Here is a 23,535-nt window from a genome sequence, read left to right on the forward strand (position 1 = left end):
ATGCAATCCACGGTTCGGGAGGGCGCGCCAGCGCCCGAAGCGAAGCCCGGCTTACGGCGCCGCGGCGGGCATCGGCGGCACGAGCTTCTGCGCGTCGACGCGCGCGTCGTACCAGTTCGTCCGCCAATCGAGATGCGGTCCGGTGGCGCGGCCCGTCATGCCGGACAGCGCAATGACGTCGCCCTGCTTGACGCTCTGGCCCACGTCGACCAGCAGTTTCGACAAATGCAGGAAGGCCGACTGCAGGCCGTAGCCGTGGTCGATCATCAAGGTGCCGCCGGTGTAGTACATGTCCGGATTGGCCAGCACCACGACGCCGCCCGCCGGCGCGCGCACCTCGGTGCCGATCGGCACGGCGACGTCGACCCCGTAGTGCGGCTGCTTCGGCTCGCCGTTGAGAATGCGCTGGCTGCCGAACACGCCGGAAATGCGCCCCGTCGCCGGCCACACGAAGGATTCGAGAAATCCCAGACCGCCGCTGTCGATCTTGCGTGCCGCCGCGACCGCACGCTGATCGGCCTTGATGCGCTCGAGCACCTCGGGCGGCGGTGTCACCATCTTCGGCGGCAGGCCTTCGATGCGCTGGATGTCGTACTCGCGCCTGGCCACCGGGTACCGCTGCGTCTTCGGCGCCTGGCCGGGCAGTTGCACCTTCAGCTCGGCCTCGGCCGGCGCGTCGCGGTCGAGCCCGAACACGAAATCGCCGCCGGGCGTCAGCTTCAGCTCGCGCTCGCCGAGCCAGACCTTGCTGCCGACCGGCGCACGGCCGTAGAGCACCGCGCCCTGCTCCCAGGTCCCGCGCAGCTCGACGCCGGGCGCGACGCTCTGTGCCGCGCGCGCCGCGCCGGCCGACGCGGCCAGGAGAAACATCGAGGCCCACATCGCGCGGCGCAGCATTCTCATCGGCAATCCTCTTCGGATGATCGTGTCTCCGCGTGAAGACTAGCGCAGCTCGCGCAGACGCTGCAGCGCCTCGGCGAGCGGCAGCGTCTCCTGCGCGTCGACGCCGCGGAAGCGCAAGGTCACCGTGCGCTCTTCGGCCTCCTTGCGTCCGACGACCACGATCACCGGGATTTTCTGCAGCGCGTGCTCGCGGATCTTGTAGTTGATCTTCTCGTTGCGCAGATCGGTCTGCGCGCGCAGGCCGGCGTCCTTGAACGCTTCGCAGACCTCGCTCGCGTAAGCATCGGCGTCCGACACGATCGGCGCGACGACCGCCTGCACCGGCGACAGCCAGAAGGGCAGGCTGCCGGCATGGTGTTCGAGCAGGATGCCGATGAAGCGCTCCATCGAACCGACGATCGCGCGATGCAGCATGATCGGCCGCTGGCGCTGCGAGTTCTCGTCGATGTACGAGGCGTCGAGACGCTCCGGCATCATCGGATCGAACTGCATGGTGCCGACCTGCCAGGCGCGGCCGATCGAGTCCTTGAGGTGGTATTCGATCTTCGGCCCGTAGAACGCGCCCTCGCCCGGCAATTCCGTCCATTCCACGCCCGCCGCGCGCAGCGCCCCACGCAAGGCATTTTCGGCGCGATCCCAGGCTTCGTCGCTGCCGAGGCGCTTGTCCGGACGCAGCGCCAGCTTGACGTCGATCTTGTCGAAACCGAAGTCGGTGTAGACCGCCATCGCCTGCTGATGGAACGCGGTCACTTCGCCTTCGACCTGCTCCGGCGTGCAGAAGATGTGGCCGTCGTCCTGCGTGAACGCCCGCACGCGCATGATGCCGTGCAGCGCGCCGCTCGGCTCGTTGCGATGGCAGCCGCCGAACTCGGCGTAGCGGATCGGCAGATCGCGGTACGAATGCAGGCCGGCGTTGTAGATCTGCACGTGGCCCGGGCAGTTCATCGGCTTCACCGCATAGGTCCGCTTCTCGGACTCGGTGAAGAACATGTTCTCGTGGTAGTTGTCCCAGTGGCCGGAGCGCTTCCAAAGGCTGACGTCCATGATCTGCGGACCGCGCACTTCCTGATAGCCGGACTTGCGGTAGACGCCGCGCACGTACTGCTCGACGGCCTGCCAGATCGCCCAGCCCTTCGGGTGCCAGAACACCATGCCCGGCGCCTCTTCCTGCTGATGAAAGAGATCGAGCTGCTTGGCGAGCTTGCGGTGATCGCGCTTCTCCGCCTCCTCGACCTGCTTCAGATACGCCTTCAGCTCGTCGTCGGTGGCGAACGCCACGCCGTAGATGCGCTGCAGCTGCGCGTTGCTGGCATCGCCACGCCAGTAGACGCCGCCGACGCGGGTCAGCTTGAAGGCGCTGCCGAGCTTGCCGGTCGACGGCAGATGCGGGCCCAGGCACATGTCGAGCCAGTTCGGGCCCTGCCTGTAGATGGTGATCTCCTCGTCCGGCGCGATGCCTTCCTTGACCCACTCGGACTTGAAAGCCTCGCCGTGCTCGTCGAAGTAGGCGATGACCTGCTCGCGCGGCCACACCTCGCGGGTGATCGGCAGATCGCGCTTGACGATCTCGCGCATCTTCGCCTCGATCGTCTCGAGATCGGCGTCGGTGAACGGCGTCTCGCGCGCGAAGTCGTAGTAGAAGCCGACCTCCGTCGCCGGCCCGAAGGTGATCTGCGTGCCCGGGAACAGCTCCTGCACCGCCTGCGCGAGCACGTGCGCGGCGTCGTGGCGGATCACTTCGAGCGCTTCCGGCTTGTCGCGGGTGATGATGCTGATCTTCGCGTCGCGGTCGATCGGCCGCGTCAGGTCCCACAGCTCGCCGTTGACCGAAATGACGGCCGCTTTCTTGGCGAGGCCGGGCGAGATGCCCTGCGCGATGGCAAGGCCGGTGACGGGTGCGTCGAACGCCTTGACGCTGCCGTCCGGAAAGGTGACTTGAATGGACATGGTGTTCTTCGGAATGCGGATTCAGGATTTGTTGCGAACGTAGCTCACGGCGGCCTTCAGCCGCGCGAGCGTTCGCTGCCGCCCGAGCAGGAACAGGGTCTGGTCGATCGGCGGCGAGATCGCCATGCCGACGACGGCGACGCGAATCGGCTGCGCGACCTTGCCGAGGCCGAGCTCTTTGCTTTCCGCGTAACCGTTGACCGCCGTGTGCAGCGCCGCTGCCGTCCATTCGGGCAGCGCTTCGAGCGCGGTCGCCAGTTCGTCGAGCACCGCCGCACCGTCCGGCGTCAGATGCTTGGCGGCGTCCTTGTCGTCGTAGCCGTCGAGTTCGGCGTAGAAGAACTTCGACTTCTCGGCCATCTCGACCAGCGAGCGGCAGCGCTCACGCTGCTGCTCGATGACGGCCTTCAAATCCGGACCGTTGGCCGGATCGACGCCGATACGGCGCAGATGCCAGTCGAACTCCGGCGCGATGATGGCCGGGTCGGTGATCTTCAGGTACTGGTGGTTGACCCACCAGGCCTTCTCCATGTCGAAGCGCGCCGGGCTCGCCGAAACATGGTCGAAGTCGAACTTCGCGATCATCTCCTCGCGCGTGAACAGCTCCTGGTCTCCGTGGCTCCAGCCGAGGCGCACGAGATAGTTCAGCAGCGCCTCCGGCATGAAGCCCATGGCGCGGTACTCGGTGACGCTGAGCGCGCCGTGGCGCTTCGACAGCTTGGCGCCGTCGGCGCCGAGGATCATCGACACGTGCGCATACGCCGGCGGTGTCGCGCCGAGCGCCTTGAGGATGTTGATCTGGCGCGGCGTGTTGTTAACGTGGTCGTCGCCGCGGATCACGTGCGTGATGCCCATGTCCCAGTCATCGACGACGACGCAGAAGTTGTAGGTCGGCACACCGTCGGCGCGGGCGATGATGAGATCGTCGAGTTCCTTGTTGTCGAAGACGATCTCGCCCTTGATCAGGTCGCGGATGACGACCTGGCCCTCGCCCGGATTCCTGAAGCGCACGACCGGCTGCACGCCCGCCGGAACCGGCGGCAGGGTCTTGCCCGGCTCGGGGCGCCAGCGGCCGTCGTAGCGCGGCTTTTCCTTGCGTGCCATCTGCTCGGCGCGCATCGCGTCGAGTTCTTCCTTCGAGGCGTAGCAGTGATAGGCCGTGCCGGCGGCGAGCATCTGCTGCACCACTTCCCGGTAGCGATCGAAGCGCTGCGTCTGGTAGATCTCGGCGAAATCCGACTTCAGGTTCAGCCAGGCCATGCCTTCGAAGATCGCATCGACGGCTTCCTGCGTGGAGCGCTCGCGGTCGGTGTCCTCGATGCGCAGCAGGAACTTGCCGCCATGGCGCTTGGCGTAGAGATACGAGAACAGCGCGGTGCGCGCGCCGCCGATGTGCAGGTAGCCGGTCGGCGACGGCGCGAAGCGGGTGACGACGGTCATGTCGAGCGAAAATCCGGAAAGCGCGGGGCATAAGCCGCGGAAAGCGCGGGATTTTAAACCACGCCTGTGGCGCCCGCAGGAAAACCGCCGTCAATCGGGCCGACCGCGCTCGACGTAGGACTTCAGGCGCGCCATCTGGCCGGCGAACATGCCATCGACCATCGGCGCCAGTTGCTCGAAAGACGTGCCGCCGGCATAGCCGCCGACCGCGTAGCTGAATTTCAGCGTGCTGCCGGTGCCGGCCGCGCCGATCTCCCAGCTGGCGGCGCCGCTGACGCCCATGCTCTGCAGCGGCCCGAAAGCGCCGCTCATGCGCAGCAGCTGCGGACGCGCGGCGAACACCACCGTCGCGTGCAGCACGCTGCCGCCGGCGTCGAGCCGCTCGCAGAAGCAGCCGCCGGCGCGCGGCTCGATGCGCAGATGATCGGCCTTGCCCGAGTAGCTGTGCGCCCCGTCCCACCAGCGGCCGACGTCCACCAGCGCGTCGTAGACCTGGTCCGGCGCCGCCTTCAGCGTCAGCGTCTGCTCGATCGCGAAGCCGGTGACGGCGACCGACTTCACCTCGGCGCCGGCCGTGCCGGAGCCGCCGAGACCCAGCGCCAGTACGATGCAGGTGCCGATTCGCATGTCTGCCCCTCCCCAAGTCCGGACGGAGCTTCGCACGCTTGACGCCGCCGTGGCGATCCGTACCCTCGCCGCCCCTTACACTATGCATCCCATGTCCCGCCTCTTCGTCGAACAGCTGACCGTCATCGATTGCGCCTACCTCGACGCGACGCGCGGCCTGGTCGGCGAGAGCTGGATCGTCGACATCGAACTCGACGGAGACCTCGACGCGCAATCCATGGTGCTCGACTTCGGCGAGGTCAAGAAGCGCCTGAAGCGCGCCATCGACGGCAGCGTCGACCACGCGCTGCTGGTCCCGCGGCGCGCGTCCGGGCTGCAATCGCGAACCGAAGGCGAGGCCCTGTGCTTGCGCTTCGAGAGCCGGCAGGGGCTCTACGAACACCGCTCGCCGGCCGCCGCGGTCGTGCTGCTGGACACCGACGCCGTCACCTCCGATGCGCTGGTCGCCCATCTGCGACAGCGGCTGCGGGCCGAGCTGCCGGCCAATGTCCGCGCGCTGACGGTGGCGCTGCGCAGCGAACGCATCGACGGCGCCTTCTACCACTACGTGCATGGCCTGAAGAAGCATGCCGGCCTCTGCCAGCGCATCGCGCACGGCCACCGCTCGCGTCTCGAGGTGCGCGTCGACGGCGCTCGCGACGCCGGACTGGAAGCCGACGTGGCGCGGCGCTGGACCGATATCTACCTCGGCACGCGCGCCGACATCGTCGAACGCGACGCGGCGCGCATCCGGTTCGCTTACCGCAGCGGCGAAGGCGACTACGAGCTGGCGCTGCCGGCGAGCCGCTGCGACCTGCTCGACACCGACACCACGGTCGAACAGATTGCCGCGCACCTCGCGGCGCAGCTCGCCGCCCGAAGGCCCGGCCGCTCGGTCAGTGTCCGCGCCTATGAAGGGGTGATGAAAGGTGCGGTCGCGCAGGACCAGCGGTAGCCGCCGCTCCCGGGGTTCAGGCGCCATTCAATGGCCTGCGCTAGAGTGCTGGCCATGAGCAAACGTCCGTCCAAGATTCGCCTCGGCCTCCTCGGTGCCATCACCTGCGGAGCCTGGTCGCTGAGCGGCTGTATCGTCGAAAACCCGCCCCGTCCGGGGGTGGACTACGGCTACGTCGGCGGCTATGCGGGCAGCGCCTCGGTGAGCGCCGAGGTGTACGACGGCGCGCCCTACTATTACGGCAGTCCTTATTACTACGGCGGCCCGTACTACTACGGTCCGGGCTACTACGGCGGCTCGAGCGCGACCTACGTCTACACGCGCGATCATTACTATCCGGTCTACGGCCGCCCGCCGCGCGGCGATCATGATCACGACCATGACCATGACCATGACCATGACCACGATCATGATCACGACGGCCACGGCCATCATGGCGGCTACGACGGTCCGGGCCGCCCGGGCCGCCCCGGCCAGGTCGGCAACGCTCCGCAGCGCCCCGACAACGGCGGCGGCTGGAACCACGACCGCCCGGGTCGCCCGGACGTCCACGTCGGCAATCCGGCGCAGCCGAGCCGGCCGATCATGGATCGTCCCGGCAATCCGCGCATGAGCACGCCCGCGCCGGGCGTGCAGCGCGCGCCGGCGCAACGCGAGCAGAGCGTGCGCTTCCCCGCGGCGCGCCTGCACGATCGCAGCGAACGTCTCAACTGACGGAATGCGGCCCGCCGCGCCGGGGTTTTCCCGATCGGCTTGTGATATAAAGGCCGCCCTTTCGGGCGGCCTTGCCGTTTCGGCTTCGTGATTGGCGATCTGCCCGGGGGACCCGAGCCCCGCTTCGTGATCGCTTCATCATGGCTACCGACATCCATTTCTTCCCGCGTGTCACCGTCGAACAAGTCGAAGAAGGCCGCGAACTCGCGCCGAAATTCGACGAGCACGGCCTGCTGCCCTGCGTGACGACGGCGGCGCACAACGGCGAAGTGCTGATGCTCGGCTACATGAATGCCGAAGCGCTGCGCCTGACGATCGCCACCGGCGAAGCGCACTACTACTCGCGCTCGCGCCAGACCATCTGGCACAAGGGCGCGACTTCGGGCCTCGTGCAGAAGATCGTCGAGCTGCGCATCGACGACGATCAGGACGCCGTCTGGCTGCGCGTCGACGTCATCGGCGACGCCAGCTGCCACGTCGGCTATCGCTCCTGCTTCTATCGCTCGGTGCCGACCGGCGAAGGCCCGGCGGTGCGCGAACTGCACTTCGAGGAAAGCGAGAAGGCTTTCGATCCGAAGGCCGTCTACGGCGACGCGCCGAACCCGACGCAGCTGTGAGGCTGCCGTAACGGCCGGCGGCCCGCGGCCGTTCGCCGGCGACCCTACTCGATCACCGAACCGCGGCGCGGCGATTCTTCGCGCTCGCGCCGCCAGGGCCGCAGGCCCGGCATGAACAGCAGCGGCAGGGCGAAGAAGCCGCCGAAGCCGCCGAGCAGCGCCGGCAGCAGCCAGGTTTCGACGAACAGGTCGAGCGTCGCGTCCTGCGGCTTCTGCGGGTCGAACAGCACCGTCACGCGATCGCCGACGGCGTAATGGCGGTACAGATCCGAGCCGGCGCTTTCGACGCGCCGCCGCTCGCCGCCGCCCGCGTCGAACTCGACGATCAGCGTCGGCACGTCGCCGCTGATCTCGACGACCTCGCCCGGCGCCCGCGCGCCGAAGAATTGCTGGCGCAGCACGTTCGTCGCCAGCCATAGCGCGATCAGCAGCGGCGGCAGCGACACCGCCAGCAGCAGGCTGCCGGTCAGCCGCCGCGACTGGCGTTCGCTGCGCCGGAACTGTTCCTCGAACCGCTCGAAACGGTCGTCCATGCCCCCTCCCGGCGCGCACTCCCCGGCGCGAGTCTACGGCGCCGCGCAGGGTGCGGCCGGCAGCGACGCCGCGGCGCGCCGCCAGTAGGCATCGGCGGCCGGATCGGCATTCCAGAAATGGCTCGCCCGCAGCCGCCAGCGCTCGACCCGCAGCGCGCCGGCGGCGCCGGCGACGATGAGCGCGCCGTCCTCGCCGGTCATCAGCAGGCGCGCGCCGCAGTCCGCGTAGCGACGCACGACCTCGGGGCGCGGATGGTTGAAACGGTTGTGCCAGCCGCTGGGGAAAACGACGAGTTGCGGACGCACGGCGGCGATGAACGCGGCGCTCGACGAACTGGCGCTGCCGTGATGCGGCGCGATCAGCAGATCGGCGCGCAGCGCCTCGCCATGCGCATCGAGCAGGCGCTGCTCGGCGGCGCGCTCGATGTCGCCGGGCAGCAGCGCCGAAAAACCGCCCGCCGCGGGCGGCGCTTCGATTTTCAGCACGCAGGAGCGGTTGTTGTCGGAATCGAGGCCGCGCCGCGAACCCTTGGCGGCCGCGCCGGCCGACGCGCCCGGCCCCAGGACCGTGAAGCGCACGCCATCCCACTCCCACTGCTGGCCGTCGCCGCAGGGCGGCGCACGGTCGGTACCGAGTTCACTGCGCACGTTCAGCAGGCGGCGCACGGCCGGCACGCCGCCGGCGTGATCGTTGTCACCGTGCGACAGCAGCAGCAGATCGATGTCGCGCAGGCCGCGGCCGAGCACGTAGGGCGCGACCACCGAGGCGCCGGCATCGAAGCCCTCGTCGTAGGCCGGCCCGGCATCGAACAGCAGGCTGTGCCGCGCGGTGCGCACCAGTACCGCGAGCCCCTGCCCGACATCGAGCACGCTGACCTCGAGCGCGCCGCGCAGCGGCGCGACCGGCGGCCAGAGCAGCGGCAGCAGGCACAGCAGGCCGGCCGGACGCAGCGGCAGGCCGGACGGCGCGAACAGCAGGACAGCGCCGATCAGGGCCAGCAGCAGCGCCGTCGGCGGCAGGGCCATCGGCCACCAGGCCTGCGGCGCGTGCGCGGCGACGGCGGCGAGCGCGGCGAGCACGTACTCGAGCAGCTTGGCGCAGGCCGGCAGCAGGAACTGCGCGGCCGGCATCGACAGCGCGCCGACGAGCGTGACCAGCAGCAGCGCCGGCGTCAGCACCGCGAACAGCGGCACGGCGAGCAGGTTGACGAACGGCGCGGCCCAGGCCAGACCGTGGAAATACCAGACGCCGAGCGGCGCCAGCGCGAGGCTCAGGAACAGCTGCACGCGGATCGCCGCGCGCCAGGGCGCTTCCGGGCGCCAGCGGCCGCCGGCGAGATAGAAGATCGCCGCCACCGCCGCGAACGACAGCCACAGGCCCGGCGCCATCACCGCGCAGGGATCGGCGATGACGATCGCCGCCCAGGCCAGCGCGAGTGCGCGGCTCGGCTGCGCCGTGCGGTGCAGCAGCGCCGCGACCAGCAGCACCAGCAGCATGAACAGGGCGCGCGCCACCGGCGCCTCGAAGCCGGCCAGCGCCGCGCAGGCGCAGGCCACCAGCGCCGAGCCGTACAAGGCGAAGCGCTGCGCCGGCATGCGCAGGGCGAGGCCCGGCACGCTGGCCCAGGCCCAGCGCAGCACGAAGAACGCGAAGCCGGCGGCCAGAGCGAGATTGAAGCCGGAAATCGCGATCAGATGCGTGGTGCCGGTGAGGCGGAACACGTCCCAGTCGGCATCGCGCAGATCCGAGCTCACGCCGATCGTCAGGGCCTTGAGCAGCGCAGCGCCCGGTCGCCGGCCGGCCGCGTGGTCGATGCGATCGCTCCAGGCCTGGCGCAGCTCGAGCACCGGCCAGCCGGCGGCGCTGCCGCAGGGCTCGGCCCCGCGCACCGTCGCCGTCGCGCCGAGATGCTGGCGAAACAGCCAGGCCTCGTAATCGAAGCCGTCCGGGTTCAGGGAACCATGCGGCGCACGCAGGCGCAGGCGCAGACGCCAGCACTGAGCGCCGGCCAGCACGGTGTCGGCGCGATACCAGGAGACGCGGATGCGCGACGGCAGCCCGGCTTCCGCACGCGGCGCGAACGTGAAACGCCAGGTCTGCGTCGGCTCGCCGCCCTCGCCGCGGTCGACGGCGCGCTCCGGCACCGAAGCGACGACGCCCTCGATCCAGCGCTCCTCGTTGTAGCGCGACTCCGGCCACCGATGCTCGCGCAGTCGTCCGGCATGCAGCGTGGTCAGCGCGAGGCCCAGCACCAGGGCGAGCAGGCATGCGCGGCCGCACCAGGGCAGAAGCGCGAGCGCGGCGAGCCCGCACAGCGCCGGCAGCGGCAGCAGCGACGGCAGGGCGTGCACCAGCAGCACGCCCGCCGTGAAGGCAAGCGTCAGGACACGGACGTCTCGACCAGCGTGCCGCTGTCCAGCGTCCATACGCGATCCATGCGGCTGGCCAGATGCAGATCGTGGGTGACGACGACGAGGCTGGTGCCGAGCTCGCGATTGAGCTCGAGCATCTGGTCGAACACGCGCTCGGCCGTCCTGGTATCGAGATTGCCGGTCGGCTCGTCGGCGAGCACACAGGCCGGCCGCGTCACCAGCGCGCGCGCCACGGCCGCGCGCTGGCGCTCGCCGCCCGACAGCTCGCCCGGCTTGTGCTGCAAACGCGCGCCGAGGCCGACGCGCGTCAGCAGATCGGTCGCGCGCTCCTGCGCTTCGCGCAGCGGCGTACGGCGGATCAGCAGCGGCATCGCCACGTTCTCGAGCGCCGTGAATTCCGGCAGCAGATGGTGGAACTGGTAGACGAAGCCGAGCGCCGCGTTGCGCAGGCGGCCGCGCGCCGCGTCGCTCAGCGCCGACATGTTCTCGCCGGCGACCCAGACCCCGCCCGCCGTCGGCGCATCGAGCCCGCCGAGGCAGTGCAGCAAGGTCGACTTGCCGCTGCCGCTGGCACCGACGATGGCGACGCGCTCGCCCCGGCCGATGCGCAGATCGATGTCCTTCAGCACCTCGAGCCGCAGACGGCCGTCGTCGAAGGTCTTGCCGAGCTGGGTCGCGCGAATGATGGCGCCGTCGCCGCTGCCCGCCTGTGCGTTACCACCACGCGAAGCGAATCCGCCGGCATCGAGTAGTGTGCTCGCTGCATCGGTTACTGCACCGGTCACGTCATTCATAACGGAGCGCCTCCGCCGGCTGCACGCGCGAGGCGCGCCAGGCGGGGTACAGGGTCGATACGAGGCCGAGCACCAGCGACAGGCTGCCGATGCGGATGACATCGGAGAGCTTCAGCTCCGAGGGCAGATCGCTGATGTAGTAGACGTCCGGCGCGAGGAACTGATGGTGGGTCAGCTGCTCGAGCAGCGGCACCAGGGTCTCGACATTGAGCGCCAGCAGGACGCCGAAGAAAACGCCGAAGAAGGTGCCGACGAAGCCGATGATCGAGCCCTGCACCATGAAGATCGCCATGATCGAGCGCGGCGTCGCGCCGAGCGTGCGCAGGATGGCGATGTCGGCCTGCTTGTCCTGCACGACCATGACCAGCGTCGAGACGATGTTGAAGGCGGCCACGCCGACGATCAGCGAGAGGATGATGAACATCACCATCTTCTCGGTGGCCACGGCGCGGAAGAAGTTGGCATGGCTGCGTGTCCAGTCCGAAATGTAATAGATGCCGGGCAGCTGGTTGGCGAGGTCGCGCGCCACGCGCGGCGCCGCGAACAGGTCGTGGAGCTTGAGGCGCACGCCGGTCACGGAATCGCCCATGCGCAGCAGGGCCTGCGCATCCTGCAGGTTGATCAGCACCAGGCCGCGGTCGAACTCGTACATGCCGACGCGGAAGATGCCGCTGACCGTGAAGCGGCGGAAGCGCGGCAGCACGCCGGCCGGCGTCACCGAGGCCTGCGGGATCATCAGGTCGATCTTGTCGCCGATCGTCGCGCCCAGCGATTCGGCGAGTTCCGAGCCGAGCACGATGTTGTAGGAGCCCGGCGTCAGCGACTCGAAGCTGCCGGCCTTCATGTGCTGGTCGATCTCCGAAACGCGGCCTTCCTCGGCCGGAATCACGCCGCGCAGCATGGTGCCGGACAGGTCGGAGCCGACCTTCACCATGCCTTCGCCCTCGATGTACGGCGCGACCGCCTCGATCTCCTTGTTCTGCTTCGCCAGCTTGGCAACGCCCGGCCAGTCTTCGAGGCCGCCGCGATAGGCCGAGATGGTCGCGTGCGAGGCCATGCCGAGAATGCGCGTGCGCAGCTCGCGCTCGAAGCCGTTCATCACCGACAGCACCGTGATCAGCGCCGTCACGCCGATCGCGATGCCGGCCATCGACGCCGCCGAAATGAAGGAAATGAAGTGGTTGCGCCGCTTGGCGCGCGTGTAGCGCAGGCCGGCGAACAGCTCGTAGGGGTTACGCATAAGTGGGCAATTGGACCACAAGGCCGACGATTCGTGCCAGCGAAGGACGGGCCGCCACGCAGAAAACTGACAAGACGGTCACACAAGCTTCACGGGCTCGCAATTGCGTGCGGCTACGGTACGGCTCTCGGCAGCGTCCGCATGCACGGGCGCGCCAGGCAGCTCATCTTCGTAAGCGACCCAGGGAGTCACCATGCAGAACCTGTCACCGCGCCCGCTCGGCGCCGGCCTTCTCACCGCCTGCGCCTTCGTCGGCGCGTTCGCGCTCGCCGCGTGCAGCGACGACGACAACAACGACACGCCGGACAATGCCAAGGCCACCCTCTTCGCGCCCGTCGACGTCGCCACCACCGACGCCGCCAAGCGCCAGGTCTACGGCACCGATTTCGCGACGGTCGACGGCGAGACGCGCGAGACCGGCTACGTGACGATCCTGCGCTCGGGCGAGCAGCGCGGCAGCAGCGCCGACCTGAACACCTTCGGCCTGCAGCTCGACAAGCACATGCAGCCGATCCTGGCCGATGACGGATCGAGCGCCATTCTCGATTCGAACGACTTCTCGTCGATCCTCAAGGTCGGCCGCAAGCTGTTCGCGGTCTCGCAGTTCGAGAGCCAGCCGGGCGCCATGTACCTGACCGAACTGGCGCAGGACAAAGCGACCGGCAAGCTGTCGGCCACCAAGACCACGGCCATCGACCTGTCCAGCATCCACGGCATCTGGAACCCCTGCGCGGGTTCGGTCACGCCGTGGAACACGCACCTCGGCTCCGAAGAGTACGAGCCGGACGCCATCAATGGCGCCACCGGCCGCGTCAAGACCATGGTCCCCTACGGCGACACGGTGAATCCGTACTACTACGGTTTCCCGGTCGAAGTCGCGGTCAAGGAAGACGGCACGGCGACGCCGACCAAGCACTACTCGATGGGACGCTTCGCGCACGAGTTGTCATACGTGATGCCGGACCAGAAGACCGTCTATGAAACCGACGACGGCAGCAACGTCGGCTTCTTCCGCTATGTCGCCACCACCGCCGGCCAGCTGACCGGCGGCACGCTGTACGCCGCCAAGTGGACGCAGACCGGCACCAAGCCGGCCACTTCGCCGCTGGCCGCCGCCGACATCAGCTGGGTCGAGCTGGGCACCGCCACCGACGCCGAAGTCGAAACGCTGATCGATGCCGGCACCAAGTTCACCGACATTTTCGAGGTTGGCACCGTCACCGCCGGCGCCTGCGCCGCCGGCTTCACCTACGTCGACGCCTCCGACGGCGACGCCGTGGTGCCGAAGTGCCTCAAGCTCAAGACCGGCATGGAGAAGGCCGCCGCCTTCCTCGAAACGCGCACTTACGCGGCGCTCAAGGGCGCGACCACCGAGTTCAAGAAGGAAGAAGGCATCACCTTCGACCCGGATGGCAAGAAGGTCTACGTGGCCTACAGCGACACCAGCGGCCAGATGTCCGACGCCAAGGGCGATATCCAGGTCGCCAAGGAAAGCTGCGGCACGGTCTACGCCTATGACGTCGACGCCAACTACATGATCACCAAGGCCAGCGGCGTGCTGCGCGGCACCAGCACGACCTACCCGGCCGAGAGTGTCTTCGCCGGCAACACCTGCGACGTGAACGGCATCGGCAACCCGGACAACATCAGCTTCATGCCCGGACAGAAGACGCTGCTGATCGGCGAGGATGCCTCGAGCGCGCACCAGAACGACGTGGTGTGGGCGTACAACGTCGAGGCCAACACCCTGACGCGCATCGCCTCGACGCCCTACGGCGCGGAAACGACCTCGCTGTACTACTACCCGGACGTCAACGACTTCGGCTACATCGTCGCCGTCGTGCAGCACCCGTACGGCGAAAGCGACCAGTCCAAGCTGGAGGACGCGGCCGACAAGCACTCGTATTTCGGCTACATCGGCGCCCTGGCGCCGCACCAGTAAGCATCATCGGGCCGCACCCGGTTCCGGCGCGTTCGCGCGCCGGAACCTTTTTGTTTTACGAATCCATGTCGAACTCCCTGATCCCCGCCTCCCGACCCGCCGCAGCCGCGACGCTGCTCGCCACGCTCGTCATCGCCTGCCTGCTCGGCGCCTGCGAGCGGCGCGACGACAGTGGCGTCACGCTGCGCAGCAAGCCGGACGTCAGCCGCATCGCCAACATTCCGCCGCAGTGCTACACGCGCACGCGGGATGCCGACGGCAAGGTGCAGAATCCCTGCTACGTCTGCCACGCCGACGCGCAGGAACCGAACTACCAGAGCCAGCCGGAGAACCAGCTGAGCTACGCCTTCCCTTCGCTGCAGCGCGACGGCAAGACACCGAACACCTGGGCCAATTTCTTCGTCGACCGCGGCGCCGCCATCGCGGCGATCGGCGACGACGAAGCCCTGCGCCATGTGCGCACCGACAACTACCGCGACGCCCGCGGCCGCATCGAACTGGTCGAACGCCTGACGCACCTGCCGAAGGCCTGGGACGTCAACGGCGACGGCCGCTGGGGCGGCTATCTTCCCGACGCCGCCTTCCGCTTCGACGCGCAGGGCTTCGACCGCGACGCGAACGATCGGCCGACCGGCTGGCGCGCCTTCGCCTACTTCCCGTTTCCCGGCAGCTTCATGCCGACCAACGGCGCCTTCGACGACGTGCTGATCCGCCTGCCGGCCGCCTTCCGCGAACGCGAGGACGGCACGCCGGACGAGACGGTCTACAAGATCAATCTGGCGATCGTCGAAAGCCTGGTGCGGCGCGCGGACATCGCCATCGACGCCAGCGACGAACGCGCGCTGGGCAGCGATCTCGACCGTGATGGCCGGCTCGCCAAGGCGACGCGCATCGTCTACGACTGGGCGCCGCTGCAGAAGCGCTTCATGTCCTACGTCGGTCGCGCCCGGCTCGAGCAGGACGCCGGCCGCCTGCACGCCGCCGCCGGCCTGTTCCCCGAAGGCACGGAATTCCTGCACAGCGTGCGTTATCTCGACGTCGCCGCCGACGGCAGCGTGGTGCCGGCGCCGCGCATGAAGGAACTGCGCTACAGCCGCAAGCTGCGCTGGGTGTCGTATTCGGCGCTGCGCAACCAGGCGATCATCGAGACCAAGGAAGCGGCGCTGTCGCCGGACGAGCCCGAGCAATATTTCGGCGATCCGGAACGCGGCATGCAAAGCAAGCTCGGCTGGGCCTACCAGGGCTTCATCGAGGATGCGCGCGGCCGCCTGCGGCCGCAGACCCAGGAGGAATCGCAGTTCTGCCTCGGCTGCCACGGCGGCCTGTCGGCGACCGACGACACCGTGTTCTCGTTCTCGCGCAAGCTGCAGGGCGGCACGGCCCGCGGCTGGTACCACTGGGACGCGCAGCCGTTCCGCGCCCTGCCCGACCCGCTGCGGGCCGACGGCCAGCCCGAGTTCGCGACCTACCTGTACAACAACGCGGCGGGCGACGAATACCGCGCCAACGACGAGGTGCGGACGCGCTTCTTCGCCGCCGACGGCACGCCGCGTGCCGACGCCTTCGAAAAGCTGAAGACCGATCTGTCGACGCTGATGCTGCCGTCGCGCGAGCGCGCCCTGGCGCTCGACAAGGCCTACTGGCTGATCGTGCGCGAGCAGTCGTTCGCGCACGGCCGCGACGCCATCCTGCGGCCGGCGCACAACATGTGGCAGGAAGTCGAGCAGAACGCGCCGACCGGCATCGAAACGCCGCTGCCGGCGCCGCGTCTCGCCGTGCAATAAGGCCGCGGTCGCGCTGCGGAAACACCCGCAACGCTGGGTGAATCTCCCGAATGGCTGTGCCCGGGGGCGGCGCGGAGAATCGGTCGCGAGCCGCCGCGGGGAAGGCGCGGGCGGCGCTCACGCCGCCGGAGGCCGCAGGGGTCCGCGGCCCTCGTCCGACTACAGCACAGGTGCGCGTGATCCAGCCCGATCCACCGGCGAGGCGAGTCGTCCGCTTCGACATCGACGTGACGCGGTTCATCGACGCCGAGGGCCAGCTCTGCGCGCCGCTGCCGGCCTTCGCACGCCAGTCGGGCACCCTGCGCGCGCTGTACGGCACCATGGTCGAGGCGCGCATCTTCGACAAGAAGGCGACCGCGCTGCAGCGTGCCGGCCAGCTCGGCGGCTATTCGCCGCGGCTCGGGTTCGAGGCGATCGGCACGGCGATCGGCGGCGCGCTGCGCGCCGACGATCTGCTGTTGCCGGCGCATCGCGATGCGGCCGCGCAACTGCTGCGCGGCGCGGCGATGCAGGAGCTTTTCGCGTACTGGAGCGATCCGGCCGGCGAGCAGGATTCGCCCCTGCTGCCGGCCCTGGAACTGGCGCGCCGCAGCGCGCGCGGCGACGGACCGATCGCGCTGCTGAGCTGCGCCGACGGCGAGGCCGGCGTCGAGGAGGGCCTGCTGGCGGCGATGCACGCCAATCTGCCGCTGGTCGTCGTCGCCGCCAGCGTCGCGCGCACGGCGGCGAACGAGGCGCGCCGGCATCGCGCACCGCTGGCGCGGCGCGCCCTGGCCGCCGGCGTCCACGCCGAAGCGGTCGACGGCAACGACGTCATCGCCGTCCGTCACGTGCTCGATCTGGCCGTGGAGCGCGCGCGGCGCGGCGGCGGCCCCACCTTCGTCGAGGCCCTGACCTGGCAGCTCTACGAAGGCGGCGACGAAACGGCGCCGCGCAGCGCGGACGACCTGCGCGCCGCCTGGGAGCGCTGCCCGATCCGCCGTCTCAGGCGCTACATCGGCAGCCAGGGCCTGTGGTCGATCGAAGAGGAAGAAGCGCTGCTGATGCGCGCCGGCGAAAGCGCCGAAGTCGCCGCGCGCGGCTTTCTCGGCGCCTGCAGCGGCGCGCGCTGAGCAAGGCCGATGCCCGCCGCTGAACGGCGGCTTGATGAACCCTCGCCCGCCCTGGACCTCTAAGGCGTGGGAGTGCGTGCTCCCGACCGCCATGGAGGCACGAACGATGAGCAAGCTCGAACAGCAGGATCGCGCGAACCAGAGGTCCGAAGGCGGCATGTTCTATCCGACCGGCTATATCGTGGCCGGCTTCGCCTCGCCGGAATGCGCACGGGACGCTCTGCATCACCTGCAGGAAAGCGGCTTCGCCGAAGACGACATCACCCTGGTGAAAGCGGCGCAGATGGCGCGCGAAGCCGAGCACAACCTGGAGTCGCCCTCCTTGTTCGCGTCGATGGGCTCCAGCCTCCAGGTCCGGCAGAAGCAGCTCGAACTGGCGCGGCAGGGCTGGGACTTCCTGCTGATCGACGCCGGCTCGCAGGAGCGCGAGCGGCGCGCCGTGCAGGCGCTCAGCGGCTGCAAGGTCGGCTATGCGATCAAATACAAGCCGCTGATCATCGAAAACATCATGCCGGACGTGCCCGGCGAGAAGCGCGAGCCGCATCCGGCGCGGGTCCCCTGAATCGACGAAGCAGGCCCGCGCGTCGCCGGCCTGCTTCCTTCGCCCGCCGTTCAGCGCGCGCGATTCTTGCCGAACACGCCGCCCAGCGTGACGCCGATGAAGTCGCTCTGTGAATTGAGATTGCCGTGCACGCCGAGCTCGAGCCCGCGCGTCGGGTAGAACAGCAGCTCGACCGGCACGCCGACGATCGGGCGCTGGCGATCATTGGCGACGTCGGTGAGACGACTCGCCCCGGCGAACAGGTAGGCCTTCGTCGAATACAGGGCCATGCCGATCTCGGCCGCGACTTCCTCGGCGGTATTGCTCGTGTAGTCGGCCATCCAGGCGGCGCGCAGGCGCGCTGCCGCGCGGCTGCCGAAGGTCAGCGCCGCATAGCCCTCCCAGCCGCCGACCTTCTGCGCATCGCTCTTCGTGCCGCCGGGCGGTGGCGCGTAATCCTCGCCATCGTAGTAGCCCGCGCCCACGCTGCCCCAAATGTCCACCGCGGCGGCCGGCTCCGCCGGCGCCTGCCTGGCCGGCGGCGCGCCCTGCGTGGCGGCCGCAGCCTGCATCGTCAGCGCCGTGCCCAGCAGGCAGACGCCCAGTCTCTTGCCAGCGTGTCGCAACATAAGTCCCCATCCCCGAGTTGATGAAACGCGTGCGCGATCCTAGCCGACCGCCTGCCGCATCTCGCGCCGTTTCGCGCGGACGTTGAGCAGTCCGTCACGCCTCGCGGCGGCTGCGGTGGCGGATCGAAAACGCCGCGGGCCGGTGTTATAGTGATTTTCAGATTTGGGGGCCAAGTCTTTTTATGCGCAAGACTTTTTCGATTGGAACACTGATCGCGGCGTGCCTGACGGCGGCGCTCGGGGGCGGTCTCGCCGGGGCGGATGAACTCGCGGTGCCGGCCGTCGAAGGTTCGGCGCAACAGCCGAAGCCGCTGGTCCTGCCGCATCGCGGCCAGAGCGAGGCGACGGTGCTGCGCGAGTTCGGCGAGCCCAAGCTGCGCCACGCGCCGGCCGGCGGCGGCAAGCCGCAGCATCCGCCGATCACGCGCTGGGACTACGACGGCTACTCGGTGTTCTTCGAGCGCACGACGGTGGTCGACGTGGTGATCAAGGGCGATCCGCCGCCGCTTTCGCACGTCGACGAGCTGAAACCGGCGCGCACCTCCGGCGAATAGCGGCGCGGCGTCGCCGCACGGTAAAATCGGCATCGCAGAATCGGGGGCGCGCAAGCGCCCCCTTATCGTTTCCTTCCGCCCCTTTTCCGCCGTGGAACGCCGATGACCGCTCCGACCACCGTCCTGCCCGCCGAATGGGCGCCGCAACGCGCCGTGCAGCTGACCTGGCCGCGGCCCGACGGCGACTTCGCGAAGCACTTCGTCGCCGTCGAAGACACCTTCGTGGCGATCGCCGCGGCGATCACGCGCTTCGAGGATCTGATCATCGCCTGCGGCGACGATGTGCAGGAACTCGGCAGGAAGCTGCTCGCCGGCGGCGTCGACCCCAGGCGCGTCGACCTGTACCCGGCGCCGGCCAACGATGTCTGGGCACGCGATCACGGCCCGATCACGGTGTTTCGCGACGGCCGGCCGGTGCATCTGGATTTCGTCTTCAACGGCTGGGGCGGCAAGTTCGACGCCGCGCTCGACAACCAGCTGACGCGCGCGCTCGCCGCGCAGGACGCGTGGCAGGCGCCGGTCGAGACGCTCGACTTCGTGCTCGAAGGCGGCGGCATCGAATCCGACGGCCTCGGCACCCTGCTGACGACCGAGCGCTGCCTGCTGGCGCCGACGCGCAATCCGCAGTTCGACAAGGCGCAGATCGAGGAGAAGCTCAAAGGCTGGTTCGGCGTGCAGCGCGTGCTGTGGCTGAAGCACGGCGATCTGATCGGCGACGACACCGACGGCCACATCGACACCATCGCGCGCTTCTGCGACGCGACGACGATCGCCTATCAGGCCTGCGACGACGAGCAGGATCCGCACTACGCCGACCTGAAGGCGATGGAAGCCGAGCTGCAGGCCCTGCGCACCCTCGACGGCGAACCGTACAAGCTGGTGCCGCTGCCGCTGCCGCTGCCGGCCTTCGACGAAAACGGCAAGCGTCTGCCGGCCGGCTATCCGAATTTCCTGATCCTGAACGGCGCCGTGCTGGTGCCCACCTACGGCGATCCGAACGATGCGGTCGCGCTGCAGCGCCTCGCGCCCTGCTTCCCCGGCCGCGAGGTGCTCGGCATCGATTGCCGCGCGCTGATCGAACAGTACGGCAGCCTGCACTGCGTGACGATGCAGATTCCGGGCGCGCCCCGAGAGGATTGAACCCATGAGCAAGAACAAGACCCTGCGCGTCGGCGTCGTCCAGCAGCCGTGCACCAGCGAGCGCGACGTCAACCAGAAGATCTCCGAGGAAGGCATCCGCGCCGCGGCGGCCGGCGGCGCGAAGCTCGTGCTGTTGCAGGAGCTGCACACCTCGCTGTACTTCTGCCAGCACGAATCGACCGAGCTGTTCGATCTCGCCGAGCCGATTCCCGGCCCGTCGAGCGAATGGCTGGGCGCGCTGGCCAAGGAGCTCGGCGTGGTCATTGTCGGCTCGCTGTTCGAGCGCCGCGCGCCGGGCCTGTATCACAACACCGCGGTCGTGCTGGAGAAGGACGGCAGCCTCGCCGGCGTCTACCGCAAGATGCACATCCCGGACGATCCGGGCTACTACGAGAAGTTCTACTTCACGCCCGGCGATGCGAACACCGGGGCCGCCACCGGCGGCTTCACGCCGATCCAGACCAGCGTCGGCAAGCTCGGCGTGCTGGTCTGCTGGGACCAGTGGTATCCGGAAGGCGCGCGGCTGATGGCGCTGGCCGGCGCCGACCTGCTGCTCTATCCGACCGCGATCGGCTGGAACCCGCAGGACAGCGACGAGGAGCGCGCGCGCCAGCGCGATGCCTGGGTGACGATCCAGCGTGCGCACGCCGTCGCCAACGGCCTGCCGGTGATCGTCGCCAACCGCGTCGGCTTCGAGCCGGACCCGAGCGGCCAGTGGCCGGGCTCGCAGTTCTGGGGCCACAGCTTCATCGCCGGCCCGCAGGGCGAGTTCATCGCCAAGGCCGGCGAGAAGGCCGACGTGCTGCTCGCCGACGTCGACCTCGAACGCAGCGAGAACGTGCGCCGCTGGTGGCCGTTCCTGCGTGACCGTCGTATCGACGCCTATGGCGATCTGACCAGGCGCTTCCGCGACTGAGCGCCGGCCACGGTGCGTGGCGCCGTGGCGATTGAAGCGGCGCGCGCCACGCGGCACAGTCACGTCTCCACGCTCGCCCTGCCCGCGCCCCGCGCCGCAGCGGCCACACCCATTCCACCATCGAGGAATCTCCCGTGTCCGCCCAGGAACAACTGCAGCCGTTCCGCGATAGCGAACCGGGGATTCGATGAACTGCCGGCGGCAGTTCATGCCCGGTGAACGGACGGGGCTGGGGCCCCGCCCCGTGCGTTTTCATTCATGACATGTGAGCGACCATGACCACTTCCTCCTCCGAACTCGAACTCTTCCGCGACACGGTCCGCAAATTTCTCGCCGACAAGGTCGAGCCGCATTACGAGAAATGGGAAAAGGCCGGCATCTTCCCCAAGGAGCTCTACCTGCAACTCGGCGAAGCCGGCCTGCTCTGCGTCGACCAGCCCGAGGAGTACGGCGGCATCGGCGCACCGTTCGAGTTCTCCTGCGTGATCGTCGAGGAAGTCGCGCGCATGGGTTTCCTCGCGCTGGCCTCGAACCTCACCGTGCATTCGGACATCGCCGCGCCGTACATCCTGCATCTGGGCAGCGAGGCGCAGAAGCGGAAGTATCTGCCGCGCATGGCCAGCGGCGAATGCATCGGCGCGATCGGCATGACCGAACCGGGCGCCGGCTCCGACCTGCAGGGCATGAAGACCAGCGCGACGCCGGACGGCGACGACTACCTCATCAACGGCTCGAAGACCTTCATCACCAACGGCCAGCACGCCGGCGTCGTCGTGCTCGCGACCAAGACCGATCCGAAAGCCGGCGCCAAGGGCACGACCCTGTTCACCGTCGACACCTCGCTGCCCGGCTTCAAGCGCGGCCGCAATCTCGACAAGATCGGCCTGCACGCGGCCGATACTTCCGAACTGTTCTTCGACAACCTGCGCATCGGCAAGGACGAAGTGCTCGGCCGCCTCGGCGGCGGTTTCGGCCATCTGATCGACGAGCTGCCGCGCGAACGCCTCGTGCTCGCCGTGTCGGCCGTGGCCCATGCGCAGGGCGCGCTCGAGAAGACCATCGAGTACGTGACGACGCGCAAGGCCTTCGGCCAGCCGATCGCCGCGTTCCAGAACACACGCTTCGAACTGGCGAAGATCAAGACCGACATCGAAGTGCACCGCGCCTACATGGAGAAGTGCACGGCGCTGTACGCCGAAGGCAAGATGGATGTGCCGACGGCGGCGATGATCAAGCTCGCCACCACCGAGATGGAAGGCCGCGTCACCGATGCCTGCCTGCAGCTGTTCGGCGGCTACGGCTACATGACCGAGTACCCGATCTCGCGCTACTTCATCGACGCGCGCATCCAGCGCATCTACGGCGGCACGTCGGAGATCATGAAGGAAGTCATCGCGCGCGCGCTGGTCGGGCGCTGAGGCCGCGGAATCGGCCGGCGCAAGGCGGCGCCGGTCTACTGCGATTCAGGGAGGCGGCGCCTGCCTTGCTGCCGGACCATTTGCGCCTGCCCTTACGGACGATGCCTGACCGCCATGACCGCCGCCCAACCGATCGAAGCCGAACTCACCGCCTGGCGCGACACCGTGCGCCGCTTCCTCGCCGACGAAGTCGCGCCGCATTACGAGAAGTGGGAGAAGGCCGGCATCCTGCCGCGCGAGCTGTATCTGAAGCTCGGCGCCGCCGGCCTGCTCTGCGTCGACGCGCCCGACGAGTACGGCGGCAGCGGCGCGCCGCTGGAATTCGCCTTCGCGATCCACGAGGAAAGCGCCCGGCTCGGCTACATGTCGCTGTGCTCGAACATGATGATGCACTCCGACATCGTCGCGCCGTACATCCTGCATCTCGGCAGCGAAGCGCAGCGCCGGAAATACCTGCCGAGGATGGCGAGCGGCGAATGCTTCGGCGCGCTGGCGATGACCGAGCCCGGCGCCGGCTCCGATCTGCAGGCGATCCGCACCACGGCGACCCCGGACGGCGACGGCTGGCGCCTCAACGGCTCGAAGATCTTCATCACCAACGGCCAGCACTGCGGCGTCGTGATCGTCGCCGCCAAGACCGATCCGAAAGCCGGCGCCAGGGGCACCTCGCTGTTCCTCGTCGATGCCGACCTGCCCGGCTTCAAGCGCGGCCGCAATCTCGACAAGATCGGCATGCACGCCGCCGACACCTCCGAGCTGTTTTTCGACAACGTGCCGCTCGCGCCCGACAGCCTGCTCGGCCGCACCGGCGGCGGCTTCGGCCATCTGATCGACGAGTTGCCGCGCGAGCGCCTGATGCTCGCGGTCGCCGCCGTCGCGCACGCCGAAGGCGCGCTGGAACGCACCGTCGAATACGTGACGACACGCAAGGCCTTCGGCGCGCCGGTCGCGAGCTTTCAGAACACGCGCTTCGAACTCGCGAAGATCAAGACCGACATCGAGATCCACCGCGCCTACTACGAGAAGTGCCGCGCGCTGTACGCGCAGGGCAAGCTCGGCGTGACCGAGGCGGCGATCATCAAGCTGGCGACCAGCGAAATGGAGGGCCGCGTCGTCGACGCCTGCCTGCAGCTGTTCGGCGGCTACGGCTACATGAGCGAGTATCCGATCTCGCGCTACTGGACCGACGCGCGCATCCAGCGCATCTACGGCGGCAGCAACGAGATCATGAAGGAAGTGATCGCGCGGTCGCTGGTCGGCCGCTGAGCACACGGCGGCCGGAGCCGCCGCTCGAGCGAAGCGCGCAAAGCCCTTTCACCGCGGCCCTGGCCGGCCAAACGGCGCGGCGCATTCTTGAAAGGTGGGAGGAGAAGAGCA

At 68.9% G+C, this 23,535-nt stretch carries 21 protein-coding genes; 12 read left to right on the plus strand and 9 right to left on the minus strand.

Going from position 1 to position 23,535, the window contains the following annotated elements; all coding sequences use genetic code 11:
• Positions 1-51 precede the first annotated feature (51 nt).
• The 4 genes from K344_RS0102390 to K344_RS0102405 form a co-directional block, all read right to left on the minus strand.
• Positions 52-903, minus strand: coding sequence for a M23 family metallopeptidase (locus K344_RS0102390; protein ID WP_028079335.1), 852 nt, complete (start codon positions 901-903; stop codon positions 52-54).
• Between the two features lie 39 nt (positions 904-942).
• Entirely contained in the window at positions 943-2,850 is a 1,908-nt protein-coding gene (gene thrS / locus K344_RS0102395; protein ID WP_028079336.1) for a threonine--tRNA ligase, read from the minus strand.
• 21 nt (positions 2,851-2,871) lie between these two features.
• The gene (gene gltX, locus K344_RS0102400; RefSeq protein ID WP_028079337.1) at positions 2,872-4,290 is read right to left on the minus strand and encodes a glutamate--tRNA ligase; all 1,419 of its coding nucleotides are present in this window, start codon (positions 4,288-4,290) and stop codon (positions 2,872-2,874) included.
• A gap of 90 nt (positions 4,291-4,380) precedes the next feature.
• Positions 4,381-4,917 (minus strand): SRPBCC family protein, encoded by a 537-nt coding sequence (locus tag K344_RS0102405; RefSeq protein WP_028079338.1) that lies wholly within the window; start codon positions 4,915-4,917, stop codon positions 4,381-4,383.
• Positions 4,918-5,008: 91 nt separating this feature from the next.
• Here K344_RS0102405 and K344_RS0102410 point away from each other — a divergent pair, with 91 nt between their 5' ends.
• From K344_RS0102410 to hisI, 3 genes are all read left to right on the plus strand, one after another.
• Positions 5,009-5,851: a 6-carboxytetrahydropterin synthase gene (locus tag K344_RS0102410; protein WP_028079339.1), complete on the plus strand. Its 843-nt coding sequence runs from the start codon at positions 5,009-5,011 to the stop codon at positions 5,849-5,851.
• Positions 5,852-5,905: 54 nt separating this feature from the next.
• Positions 5,906-6,565 carry a hypothetical protein gene (locus K344_RS23785; protein WP_157622717.1) on the plus strand — a complete coding sequence of 220 codons (660 nt, stop codon included), beginning with the start codon at positions 5,906-5,908 and terminating at the stop codon, positions 6,563-6,565.
• Positions 6,566-6,705: 140 nt separating this feature from the next.
• Positions 6,706-7,182, plus strand: coding sequence for a phosphoribosyl-AMP cyclohydrolase (gene hisI, locus K344_RS0102420; protein ID WP_028079340.1), 477 nt, complete (start codon positions 6,706-6,708; stop codon positions 7,180-7,182).
• A 44-nt stretch (positions 7,183-7,226) separates the two neighbouring features.
• On the opposite strand, the gene K344_RS0102425 is transcribed toward hisI, so the two are convergent.
• From K344_RS0102425 to K344_RS0102440, 4 genes are read right to left on the minus strand one after another with little or no spacing between them, the layout of a single operon-like run.
• Entirely contained in the window at positions 7,227-7,715 is a 489-nt protein-coding gene (locus K344_RS0102425; protein WP_028079341.1) for a DUF3592 domain-containing protein, read from the minus strand.
• Between the two features lie 33 nt (positions 7,716-7,748).
• Positions 7,749-10,142 carry a DNA internalization-related competence protein ComEC/Rec2 gene (locus K344_RS19745; RefSeq protein ID WP_084196833.1) on the minus strand — a complete coding sequence of 798 codons (2,394 nt, stop codon included), beginning with the start codon at positions 10,140-10,142 and terminating at the stop codon, positions 7,749-7,751.
• Entirely contained in the window at positions 10,097-10,882 is a 786-nt protein-coding gene (gene lolD / locus K344_RS0102435; protein WP_084196835.1) for a lipoprotein-releasing ABC transporter ATP-binding protein LolD, read from the minus strand. The genes K344_RS19745 and lolD overlap by 46 nt, the downstream gene beginning before the upstream one ends.
• A complete protein-coding gene (locus tag K344_RS0102440) occupies positions 10,875-12,122 on the minus strand; it encodes a lipoprotein-releasing ABC transporter permease subunit (RefSeq protein ID WP_028079343.1) in 1,248 nt (415 codons plus the stop codon). Before K344_RS0102440 ends, lolD begins: the two co-directional genes overlap by 8 nt.
• 193 nt (positions 12,123-12,315) lie before the next feature.
• On the opposite strand from K344_RS0102440, the gene K344_RS19750 reads away from it, so the two are divergent.
• The 4 genes from K344_RS19750 (at position 12,316) to K344_RS19760 (ending at position 17,522) form a co-directional block, all read left to right on the plus strand.
• On the plus strand, positions 12,316-14,064 hold the full coding sequence (locus K344_RS19750; RefSeq protein ID WP_051361789.1) for a PhoX family protein: 1,749 nt from the start codon (positions 12,316-12,318) through the stop codon (positions 14,062-14,064).
• Positions 14,065-14,129: 65 nt separating this feature from the next.
• Positions 14,130-15,848 carry an Aq_1262 family (lipo)protein gene (locus tag K344_RS19755; RefSeq protein WP_051361790.1) on the plus strand — a complete coding sequence of 573 codons (1,719 nt, stop codon included), beginning with the start codon at positions 14,130-14,132 and terminating at the stop codon, positions 15,846-15,848.
• A 227-nt stretch (positions 15,849-16,075) separates the two neighbouring features.
• Positions 16,076-16,960, plus strand: coding sequence for a thiamine pyrophosphate-dependent enzyme (locus tag K344_RS0102455; protein ID WP_169729224.1), 885 nt, complete (start codon positions 16,076-16,078; stop codon positions 16,958-16,960).
• Between the two features lie 106 nt (positions 16,961-17,066).
• Entirely contained in the window at positions 17,067-17,522 is a 456-nt protein-coding gene (locus K344_RS19760) for a hypothetical protein (protein WP_043113492.1), read from the plus strand.
• A gap of 50 nt (positions 17,523-17,572) precedes the next feature.
• On the opposite strand, the gene K344_RS0102465 is transcribed toward K344_RS19760, so the two are convergent.
• A complete protein-coding gene (locus K344_RS0102465) occupies positions 17,573-18,130 on the minus strand; it encodes a hypothetical protein (protein WP_028079345.1) in 558 nt (185 codons plus the stop codon).
• Between the two features lie 182 nt (positions 18,131-18,312).
• On the opposite strand from K344_RS0102465, the gene K344_RS19765 reads away from it, so the two are divergent.
• From K344_RS19765 to K344_RS0102490, 5 genes are all read left to right on the plus strand, one after another.
• Positions 18,313-18,684 carry a hypothetical protein gene (locus K344_RS19765; protein ID WP_051361791.1) on the plus strand — a complete coding sequence of 124 codons (372 nt, stop codon included), beginning with the start codon at positions 18,313-18,315 and terminating at the stop codon, positions 18,682-18,684.
• Positions 18,685-18,786: 102 nt separating this feature from the next.
• The gene (locus tag K344_RS0102475; RefSeq protein WP_028079346.1) at positions 18,787-19,824 is read left to right on the plus strand and encodes an agmatine deiminase family protein; all 1,038 of its coding nucleotides are present in this window, start codon (positions 18,787-18,789) and stop codon (positions 19,822-19,824) included.
• Between the two features lie 4 nt (positions 19,825-19,828).
• A complete protein-coding gene (locus K344_RS0102480; protein WP_028079347.1) occupies positions 19,829-20,740 on the plus strand; it encodes a carbon-nitrogen hydrolase in 912 nt (303 codons plus the stop codon).
• A 275-nt stretch (positions 20,741-21,015) separates the two neighbouring features.
• Positions 21,016-22,158 (plus strand): acyl-CoA dehydrogenase family protein, encoded by a 1,143-nt coding sequence (locus K344_RS0102485; protein WP_028079348.1) that lies wholly within the window; start codon positions 21,016-21,018, stop codon positions 22,156-22,158.
• 114 nt (positions 22,159-22,272) lie between these two features.
• Positions 22,273-23,424, plus strand: a complete 1,152-nt coding sequence (locus K344_RS0102490; protein ID WP_028079349.1) for an acyl-CoA dehydrogenase family protein — start codon at positions 22,273-22,275, stop codon at positions 23,422-23,424.
• The last annotated feature ends 111 nt before the right edge of the window (positions 23,425-23,535 follow it).

It is taken from the genome of Solimonas soli DSM 21787, from assembly GCF_000474945.1.
Taxonomy (GTDB): Bacteria; Pseudomonadota; Gammaproteobacteria; order Nevskiales; family Nevskiaceae; genus Solimonas; species Solimonas soli.

Bases quoted from the DNA above. Each gene is read 5' to 3' on its own strand.
- K344_RS0102405 (WP_028079338.1), bottom strand. From the start codon at position 4,917: ATGCGAATCGGCACCTGCATCGTACTGGCGCTGGGTCTCGGCGGCTCC.
- thrS (WP_028079336.1), bottom strand. From the start codon at position 2,850: ATGTCCATTCAAGTCACCTTTCCGGACGGCAGCGTCAAGGCGTTCGAC.
- K344_RS0102485 (WP_028079348.1), top strand. From the start codon at position 21,016: ATGACCACTTCCTCCTCCGAACTCGAACTCTTCCGCGACACGGTCCGC.
- K344_RS0102425 (WP_028079341.1), bottom strand. From the start codon at position 7,715: ATGGACGACCGTTTCGAGCGGTTCGAGGAACAGTTCCGGCGCAGCGAA.
- K344_RS19745 (WP_084196833.1), bottom strand. From the start codon at position 10,142: ATGGACGCTGGACAGCGGCACGCTGGTCGAGACGTCCGTGTCCTGACG.
- K344_RS19750 (WP_051361789.1), top strand. From the start codon at position 12,316: ATGCAGAACCTGTCACCGCGCCCGCTCGGCGCCGGCCTTCTCACCGCC.
- K344_RS0102390 (WP_028079335.1), bottom strand. From the start codon at position 903: ATGAGAATGCTGCGCCGCGCGATGTGGGCCTCGATGTTTCTCCTGGCC.
- lolD (WP_084196835.1), bottom strand. From the start codon at position 10,882: ATGAATGACGTGACCGGTGCAGTAACCGATGCAGCGAGCACACTACTC.
- K344_RS19755 (WP_051361790.1), top strand. From the start codon at position 14,130: ATGTCGAACTCCCTGATCCCCGCCTCCCGACCCGCCGCAGCCGCGACG.
- K344_RS19765 (WP_051361791.1), top strand. From the start codon at position 18,313: ATGCGCAAGACTTTTTCGATTGGAACACTGATCGCGGCGTGCCTGACG.
- K344_RS0102475 (WP_028079346.1), top strand. From the start codon at position 18,787: ATGACCGCTCCGACCACCGTCCTGCCCGCCGAATGGGCGCCGCAACGC.
- hisI (WP_028079340.1), top strand. From the start codon at position 6,706: ATGGCTACCGACATCCATTTCTTCCCGCGTGTCACCGTCGAACAAGTC.
- gltX (WP_028079337.1), bottom strand. From the start codon at position 4,290: ATGACCGTCGTCACCCGCTTCGCGCCGTCGCCGACCGGCTACCTGCAC.
- K344_RS0102410 (WP_028079339.1), top strand. From the start codon at position 5,009: ATGTCCCGCCTCTTCGTCGAACAGCTGACCGTCATCGATTGCGCCTAC.
- K344_RS19760 (WP_043113492.1), top strand. From the start codon at position 17,067: ATGAGCAAGCTCGAACAGCAGGATCGCGCGAACCAGAGGTCCGAAGGC.
- K344_RS0102480 (WP_028079347.1), top strand. From the start codon at position 19,829: ATGAGCAAGAACAAGACCCTGCGCGTCGGCGTCGTCCAGCAGCCGTGC.
- K344_RS0102490 (WP_028079349.1), top strand. From the start codon at position 22,273: ATGACCGCCGCCCAACCGATCGAAGCCGAACTCACCGCCTGGCGCGAC.
- K344_RS0102440 (WP_028079343.1), bottom strand. From the start codon at position 12,122: ATGCGTAACCCCTACGAGCTGTTCGCCGGCCTGCGCTACACGCGCGCC.
- K344_RS0102465 (WP_028079345.1), bottom strand. From the start codon at position 18,130: ATGTTGCGACACGCTGGCAAGAGACTGGGCGTCTGCCTGCTGGGCACG.
- K344_RS23785 (WP_157622717.1), top strand. From the start codon at position 5,906: ATGAGCAAACGTCCGTCCAAGATTCGCCTCGGCCTCCTCGGTGCCATC.